The sequence below is a fragment of the Kitasatospora sp. NPDC041988 genome, from assembly GCF_055588525.1.
The window spans coordinates 143,408-150,831 of the sequence record NZ_JBVJCO010000009.1 but is presented as its reverse complement, the minus strand read 5'-3'; the positions used below and the strand labels follow the sequence as shown (position 1 = coordinate 150,831).

The window sequence follows — 7,424 nt, the reverse complement described above, 5'->3', positions numbered from 1 at the left end:
ACCAGCGCTTCACCGCGCCGGACCACCCGCAGGGCTTCGGCGCCGAGAAGGCCGAGAAGATCCTCGACGACCTGCGCGCGGCCACGGCACACCACACCGCCGCAGGGTTCGAACTCCCTTACAGGGGCGGCAAGAGCGGGTGCACCGTCGACAGCAGGCAAGCCGGAGAGCCCCGACCTGCGGACCGCTGCTGCCCGTCCGAGGGCGAGCCGTGAGCAGCCGCCCCGCCTCCGGGCACCTCCTCGCCGTCGCGACCGCTCCACGGACTCCGACCACCTCGATCCGCCCGCCCGCGCGGCCGGTCGATGGTCTCCCGGCTCCTCGTGCGCTGACGAACCGTCAGGACTCTTGACAGAGAACTGGTCTAGTCCAACCATAGGCATGTCGATCCGACCGGGATGCACTGTGGGGGTGTGACCACCGGCGGCTGAGGCACTGCCCTGCCCTGTTCCGCTCCACCCCCGACCGTACGGCGTACGCGTGCCCGCACACCGGCATGCCCGTAACGCCGTGGCTCCCGCACGGCCCCACCTCCGCACGTCGGCACGTCCGCACGTCCGCACGTCGGCTGCACCCCGCGTCGGCGACGCCGCACGTCAGCAGCCCGGAACGTCAGCAACCCAGCATTCCCGCAGCGCAGTTCAGCAGTTCACCAACGTCCTGCCCCACCACGTCTGTTGGAGAATCCATGCGTCTACGCAGAACGATCCAGGCCGCCCTGACCGCCTGTGCCACGCTGGTCGCGTCGGCCGGGCTGGTCGCCGCCGGGACGGGCTCGGCCGAGGCCGCGACCCCGCTGCCGAGCCGGGTGTTCGCCCCGTACTTCGAGTCCTGGACGGGCCAGAGCCCGGCCGCGCTGGCCGCCCAGTCCGGTGCCAAACACCTGACGATGGCGTTCCTGCAGACCGCCGCCAAGGGCTCGTGCACCCCGTACTGGAACGGCGACACCGGGCTGCCGGTCGCCTCGTCCTCCTTCGGTGCCGACATCGCCACCATCCGGGCCGGCGGCGGCGACGTGATCCCGTCCTTCGGCGGCTACACCGCCGACAACACCGGCACCGAACTGGCCGACAGCTGCACGGACGTGAACCAGATCGCGGCCGCCTTCGAGAACGTCATCACCACCTACGGCATCAGCCGGATCGACCTCGACATCGAGGACAACTCGCTGACCAACACCGCCGGCATCGACCGCCGCAACAAGGCGATCAAGCTGGTGCAGGACTGGGCCGCCGCCAACGGCCGCTCGGTCCAGTTCTCCTACACGCTGCCGACCACCACCGGCGGCCTGGCCTCCAGCGGCCTGGCGGTGCTGAAGAACGCGGTCAGCAACAACGCCCGGATCGACGTCGTCAACCTGATGACCTTCGACTACTACGACAACGCCGCCCACGACATGGCCGCCGACACCCAGAGCGCGGCGACCGGCCTCTACAACCAGCTGGCCAAGCTCTACCCGGCCAAGACCCCCGCCCAGCTGTGGGGTTCGATCGGCATCACCGAGATGGTCGGCATCGACGACTTCGGCGCGGCCGAGACCTTCACCGTCGCCAACGCCACCACGGTGTACAACTGGGCGGTCTCCAAGGGCATCAACACGCTCTCCTTCTGGGCCCTCCAGCGCGACAACGGCGGCTGCCCGGGCACCGGCGGCCGGGACGACTGCTCCGGGATCAGCCAGGGCACCTGGGACTTCACGCACATCTTCGCGCCGTTCACCGGCAACACCCCGGTGGGCAACGACTTCTCGGTGGCCGTGAACCCGAACTCCGGTACTGTGGCGGCCGGTTCCTCCACCAGTGCGACCATCGGCACCGCCGTGACGGCCGGATCCACGCAGAGCGTCAACCTCACCGTCACCGGCGCCCCCGCCGGCGTCACGGCCACCGTCACCCCCGGCAGCGTCACCGCCGGCAACACCGCCACGCTCGACATCACCACCACGGCCGCCGCCACGCCCGGCAGCTACCCGCTGACCGTCACCGGCAACGCCCCCTCGGGCAGCCACACCGGCACCTACACGCTGACCGTCACCGGGGTCACCCCGCCCGGCGGCCTGGTCAACGGCGGCCTCGAAACCGGCAGCCTCGCCCCCTGGACCTGCCAGAGCGGCGGCGCGGTGGTCTCCGCCCCCGCGCACTCCGGCTCCTACGCCCTCCAGGCGGCCGCCGGCACCGGCCAGACCGGCCAGTGCGCGCAGACCGTGACGCTCAAGCCCAACACCTCGTACACGCTGAGCGGCTGGGTCCAGGGCAACTACGCCTACCTCGGCGTGAGCGGCGGCGCCACGGCCAGCACCTGGGCCAACGCCGCGGGCTGGACCAGGCTGACCGTCCCGTTCACCACCGGCGCCGCCGGCACCGTCACGGTGTACCTGCACGGCTGGTACGGCCAGGGCAACGTCTTCGGCGACGACTTCGGCATCGCCTGAGCCTGCCGCCACGGCCCCGCCGGGGGTGCGGGTGGTGGTGCGTGCGGGTGGCCGCGAGCAGCTGCCGGCCGTTCCGCTCAGCCCGCCGACACGGTCGTCGCACCGGCCGGGGCCGGCTCGCGGCGGCAGAGCACGAGGTAGGAGGCGGCGGCGAGGAGCGCGCAGACGAGGACCACGGTGGCGAGCAGGACCGCCGACGGCCGGCCGCCCAGGCTGCTGAGCGGGGCGACCAGGGCGCCGCAGAGGAAGTTGCCGGTGCCGATGAGGGCCGAGGCGGAGCCGGCGGACTGCGGCGGGACGAGGCTCAGGGCCTGGGCGGCGGTGTTGGGGAGGATCACACCGAGGCTGCCCATCAGCACGAACAGGGCCGGGCAGACACCGAGCAGCCCGAAGTCCCGGACGGCGGTGACCAGGACCAGGGCCACCCCGGCGGCGACCGCCGTGCAGAGCCCGACGAGCATCAGGGCACCGGCGGTGAAACGACGGGCCAGTACGCGGCCGTTGAGCTGGGTGACGCCGACGATGGCCAGCGAGTTGAGGCCGAAGAGCAGGCTGTAGGTCTGCGGCGAGACGTGGTAGACGTGCTGGAGCACCACCGAGGAGCCGCTGATGTAGCCGAACAGCGAACCGAAGGCGAAGGTGCTGGTCAGGACGAGGCCGAGGAACGGCAGATTGCCCAGCAGCCCGCCCATGGTGCGCAGGGTGCCGGTGAGCCCGCCGCGGTGGCGGTCGGCGGGCGGCAGGGTCTCGCGCAGGGCGGCGAAGGCGATCAGGGCGAGTAGCAGGCCGAGCGCGGTGAGGGCGCCGAAGGTGCCTCGCCAGGAGGTGACGCGGAGCAGTTGCGCGCCGAAGAGCGGGGCGAGGATCGGCGCCAGGCCGGATATCAGGCTGATCGAGGCGAGGAAGCGCAGCATGGCGACGCCCTGGAAGCGGTCCCGGGCGATGGCGCGGCCGATGACCAGCCCCGCCGCACCGGCGGCGCCCTGGACGAAACGGGCGGCGACCAGGACGGGCAGGGTGGGGGCGAGTACGCAGACGACGCTGGCCACGGTGTAGACGACGAGTCCGGCGAGCAGCGGCGGGCGGCGGCCGAAGCGGTCGCTGAGCGGTCCGAAGATCAGCTGGCCGGCGGCGACGCCGAACATCGAGGCCGTGAGGGTGAGCTGGACGGCGGCCGGTTCGACGCCGAGGTCCTCGGCGATCGCGGGCAGGCCTGGCAGGTAGAGGTCGGTGGTGAGCGGGCCGAGGGCGACCAGGCCGCCGAGGACGGCGACGGTGGCGCGGCCGGGGGCGCTGCCGGTACGGCCGGAGCCGGCGGGGGTGGTGGGGGCGGTCGACGTCTCGCCGGCGGGGCCGGCGGTCGGACCAGGCATGGGGCTCCTCACGGGCGGGCGCGGGTTGTCCTCGCTCCGTCCTACCCCAGCGGACCGGGCCCGCGATACCCGGAGTCGGCCGCGCGGCCCACCGCCGCCCGGCCCGTCCCCGTCGGCCGGATCAGTGCTTGGTCTGCTGCTGCCCCGCGCGCACGGCGGCCTGGACGGCGGCGCCGTCCTGCCAGGCGTACAGCTGGTTGCCGGTCAGGGTGACGTTGTAGTGCCCGCAGGTGCCGGTGACCTTCGTGGTGACGCCCTGCGGGAACCAGCCGGCCTTCAGGGTGGCCGGCACCGGGTGGGCGTTGCGGCCCGGAGCGACGGTGGTGCAGCCTGCGGGCAGCCGGCCCTCCGGCAGGGTGGCGCTCAGCAGGCGGTCGTCGCCGGTGGTGGACATCAGGTACCGGACGGAGGACGCGTTGTCGGGCAGCCAGGCCGGCGTCGCGTGCCGGCCGACCTTGGCGTCGCTGCCCGTGGCGTAGGCGGCCTGCTCCTGGTGGCGGCCGTCGTACCAGTCGGAGACCCGCGGGCCGACCGCGACGGCCGCGACCGCGACGGCCATGCCCGTGCCCGCGATCCCGAGTGCGACCTTGCTCACGATGCCGTTCATGCCCCGCCCTGCCCTCTCCCGTCGGAACCACCGCTGCCGGTGTCCGCATTGTCTGCCGCTTCTGTGCCCACCGCTTGTCCGCTGCCCCGTGCCGTGCGGCCGTGCCGTCCGACCCGCGCCGTGCGGCCGTGCCGTCCGGTCTGCCGGGGTGACTCCATCCTGGCCCGTTGTGGGCTGCCGGGGCGTCACCTGAAGGTCGCGACCGTTCCTCCGACCGTAGGGGTACGGTCTCCACCTTCAGGGGGACACGCGGCGCCCCCGCCTCAGGGTTCCCCGGGACAAGCGAGCCGCCCGGCAGGCCCGGTGCGGGCGCTTTCAGGCGCCTGCCGGGACCGGCCTGCCCACCGGGAACGGGCGGCCGTCCAGCGTCCAGTGCGGGTCGATGGGCCGTCCGAGGGCCGCGTACACCTGGGCGGCGACGTCCGGGTGGCGGATCTCCCCGGCCGGCGGGGCGGCGGGGATGCCGGGACCGGCGCAGGCCACCCAGGCGGTGCGCTCCTCGGGGGTGCGGCCGCCGTGGCCGCCGGCGTCGACGTGGCCGTGGTCGGTGACGACGATGACCGTCCACGCCTCGCCGGAGTAGTCGGCCCGGCCTCGCACGGCGTCGAGCAGCCGGCCGAGGCGCTGGTCGGCGGCGCGCATGGACGCCCGGTACTCCTCGCCGCAGCCGAGGAAGTGGGCGGTCTCGTCGACGGCGCCGAGGTAGACGAAGGACGCCTCCGGGTCGGCGGTGGAGAGGACGTGCACGGCCTCCCGGGTGATCTCCTCGTCCACGGCCTCCCACGCCTCGGGGGTGTCCTCGGCGGGGGCGATGTAGGAGAGGCGGCCGGGGGCGCGGAACAGCGGGCCGCCGGACTCGTTGATCATCAGCGGGTCCCAGCCGGCGGCGACGAAGGTGCGGCGGCGGTCCTGCCGGGCCAGGCGGGTGGCGAAGTCGGGGAAGACGTCGAGCCGGTTGCCGCCCAGGTGGTTGCCCCAGACGCCGTGCTTGGCGGGCTCGACGCCGGTGACGATGGTGGCCCAGCAGGGTCCGGACATGGTGGGCGTGGACTCCGCCACCATGACGGGGGCCAGGAACCCGGCCTCGGCCACCTCCGCGAGCCTCGGCATCGGGACCTGCTCCAGCAGGTCGTACCGGACGCCGTCGATCCCGACGACGAGGACCCGGGGTCGGGGCAGCGGAGGTATGGACATGTGGGGGTTCCTTTCGTGGTGCGCGCCCGGCCGTACCCTCGCAGGCGCCGCCGACCGCGACATGCTGCACTGCCCGGGGTACCGGTTGGTGTCGCCGGGTGGAACGGCGGATGTCCGGGCGGCGGCGGGGGGTGCGTCGGCTGACTGCGGCCGAACAGATGACGGATGACAGCTTTCACCATCTGCCATCTCTCATCGGTCATCTGTTCGCTGCAGATGTCGGCTGATCTGCTCGCTGTCAGGTCAGACGTCAGTTCAGGCGTCAGGCACCGGCCGTCATCCCTCGGTCGGCCGCGCGGACGAACCGCCGGTCCGGCTGGTCATGGGGGAGGGACGGTAGCCGGGCCGGTGTCGGCCCGGCCACCGGATCACGGGGGCGGAGCGGCGGTCAGCGGTAGGCCGACTCGCCGGTGATGGCCTCGCCGAGGACGAGGGTGTGGATCTCGCTGGTGCCCTCGTAAGTCAGCACCGACTCCAGGTTGTTGGCGTGCCGCAGCACCGGGTACTCGGTGGTGATGCCGTTCGCCCCGAGCACCGTGCGGGCGCTGCGGGCGATCTCCAGCGCGGCACGCACGTTGTTGAGCTTGCCGAAGCTGATGTGGGCCGCGCGGGCCGCGCCCTCGTCCTTGAGCCGGCCGATCCGCAGCGCGACCAGGTAGGCCTTCTCCACCTCCAGCATCATCTCGACCAGCTTCTGCTGGGTGAGCTGGAAGCCTGCGATCGGGCGGTCGAACTGGACGCGGCTCTTCGCGTAGTCGAGCGCGGCGGTGTAGCAGTCGCGGGCGGCGCCGACGGTGCCCCAAAGGATGCCGTAACGAGCCTCGTTGAGGGAGGAGAGCGGTCCGCGCAGGCCGGTCACGCCGGGCAGGACGGCGTCGGCGGGCAGCACGACCTCGTCGAAGGCCAGTTCGCTGGTGACCGACGCGCGCAGCGAGAGCTTTCCGTGTACGTCGGTGGTGGTGAAGCCGGGGGTGCCGGGCTCGACCAGGAAGCCGCGGACGCCGTCCTCGGTCTGTGCCCAGATGACGGCGACGTCGGAGATACTGCCGTTGGTGATCCACATCTTGGAGCCGGAGAGCACCCAGTCGGCGCCCTCGCCGGCGCCCTTGCGGCGGGCGCGGGTGCGCATGTTGGCCGGGTCGGAGCCGAAGTCGGGCTCGGTGAGGCCGAAGCAGCCGATGAGTTCGCCGGCGGCCATGCCGGGCAGCCAGCGCTGCTTCTGCTCCTCGGAGCCGAAGGCGTGGATCGAGCGCATCGCCAGCGAGCCCTGGACGGAGACGAAGCTGCGCAGCCCGGAGTCGGCGGCCTCCAGCTCCATGCAGGCGACCCCGTAGGCGACGGCGGTGGAGCCGGTGCAGCCGTAGCCGTCGAGGTGCATGCCGAGCACGCCGAGGGCGCCCAGTTCGGGGGCGAGCTCGCGGGCCGGGAAGACACCGCGCTCGAACCAGTCTCCCAGGTGCGGGCGGATCCGCTCCTCGGTGAACTTCCGTACGGTGTCGCGGATCAGCCGCTCCTCGTCGGTGAGCAGGTCACCGACGGCGAGCAGGTCGGCCGGGTCGATCCGGGTCGGCTTCGCCATTGAAGCTCCTTGTCGTCCTTGTAGTGTCGGCGGCTACCGGTCCGGGCCGGTCGCGCTCCCGCTCCGGGGCCGGTGGGGGGATGCCGGCCGCGGCGGGTACCGGCGAGTATTCCGCACGAGGCCGGGCTCCGGGCGGCCGGAGGCGAGGGAGTGAGGATGTCCACAGTCGAGCGGCTGACCGCGGAGGACCCGGCGGACGCGACGGGACCGCCGGCCGGGCTGTCGGTGGACACCCGACCG

General features: G+C 73.0%; 6 protein-coding genes. 2 read left to right on the top strand and 4 right to left on the bottom strand.

Translation table 11 applies throughout. From position 1 onward, the window contains the following. Both ACZ6NC_RS12080 and ACZ6NC_RS12075 read left to right on the top strand, forming a co-directional pair. Positions 1 to 215: hypothetical protein (locus ACZ6NC_RS12080; RefSeq protein ID WP_465731599.1), on the top strand; the 215-nt coding region annotated here is incomplete at its 5' end. 473 nt (positions 216 to 688) lie between these two features. Beyond that, a complete protein-coding gene (locus ACZ6NC_RS12075) occupies positions 689 to 2,431 on the top strand; it encodes a glycosyl hydrolase family 18 protein (protein WP_465731597.1) in 1,743 nt (580 codons plus the stop codon). A 77-nt stretch (positions 2,432 to 2,508) separates the two neighbouring features. Here ACZ6NC_RS12075 and ACZ6NC_RS12070 read toward each other — a convergent pair whose 3' ends face one another. From ACZ6NC_RS12070 to ACZ6NC_RS12055, 4 genes are all read right to left on the bottom strand, one after another. Beyond that, entirely contained in the window at positions 2,509 to 3,804 is a 1,296-nt protein-coding gene (locus ACZ6NC_RS12070) for a multidrug effflux MFS transporter (protein WP_465731595.1), read from the bottom strand. A gap of 121 nt (positions 3,805 to 3,925) precedes the next feature. After that, positions 3,926 to 4,399, bottom strand: coding sequence for a hypothetical protein (locus tag ACZ6NC_RS12065; protein WP_465731593.1), 474 nt, complete (start codon positions 4,397 to 4,399; stop codon positions 3,926 to 3,928). A 327-nt stretch (positions 4,400 to 4,726) separates the two neighbouring features. Then, positions 4,727 to 5,605 (bottom strand): alkaline phosphatase family protein, encoded by an 879-nt coding sequence (locus tag ACZ6NC_RS12060; RefSeq protein ID WP_465731591.1) that lies wholly within the window; start codon positions 5,603 to 5,605, stop codon positions 4,727 to 4,729. Positions 5,606 to 5,993: 388 nt separating this feature from the next. Further along, positions 5,994 to 7,184 carry an acyl-CoA dehydrogenase family protein gene (locus ACZ6NC_RS12055; protein WP_465731589.1) on the bottom strand — a complete coding sequence of 397 codons (1,191 nt, stop codon included), beginning with the start codon at positions 7,182 to 7,184 and terminating at the stop codon, positions 5,994 to 5,996. Positions 7,185 to 7,424 lie beyond the last annotated feature (240 nt).

What these genes read in the sequence shown, in the direction of transcription:
- ACZ6NC_RS12075 (WP_465731597.1), top strand. Translation starts at nt 689, where the DNA reads ATGCGTCTACGCAGAACGATCCAGGCCGCCCTGACCGCCTGTGCCACG.
- ACZ6NC_RS12055 (WP_465731589.1), bottom strand. Translation starts at nt 7,184, where the DNA reads ATGGCGAAGCCGACCCGGATCGACCCGGCCGACCTGCTCGCCGTCGGT.
- ACZ6NC_RS12060 (WP_465731591.1), bottom strand. Translation starts at nt 5,605, where the DNA reads ATGTCCATACCTCCGCTGCCCCGACCCCGGGTCCTCGTCGTCGGGATC.
- ACZ6NC_RS12070 (WP_465731595.1), bottom strand. Translation starts at nt 3,804, where the DNA reads ATGCCTGGTCCGACCGCCGGCCCCGCCGGCGAGACGTCGACCGCCCCC.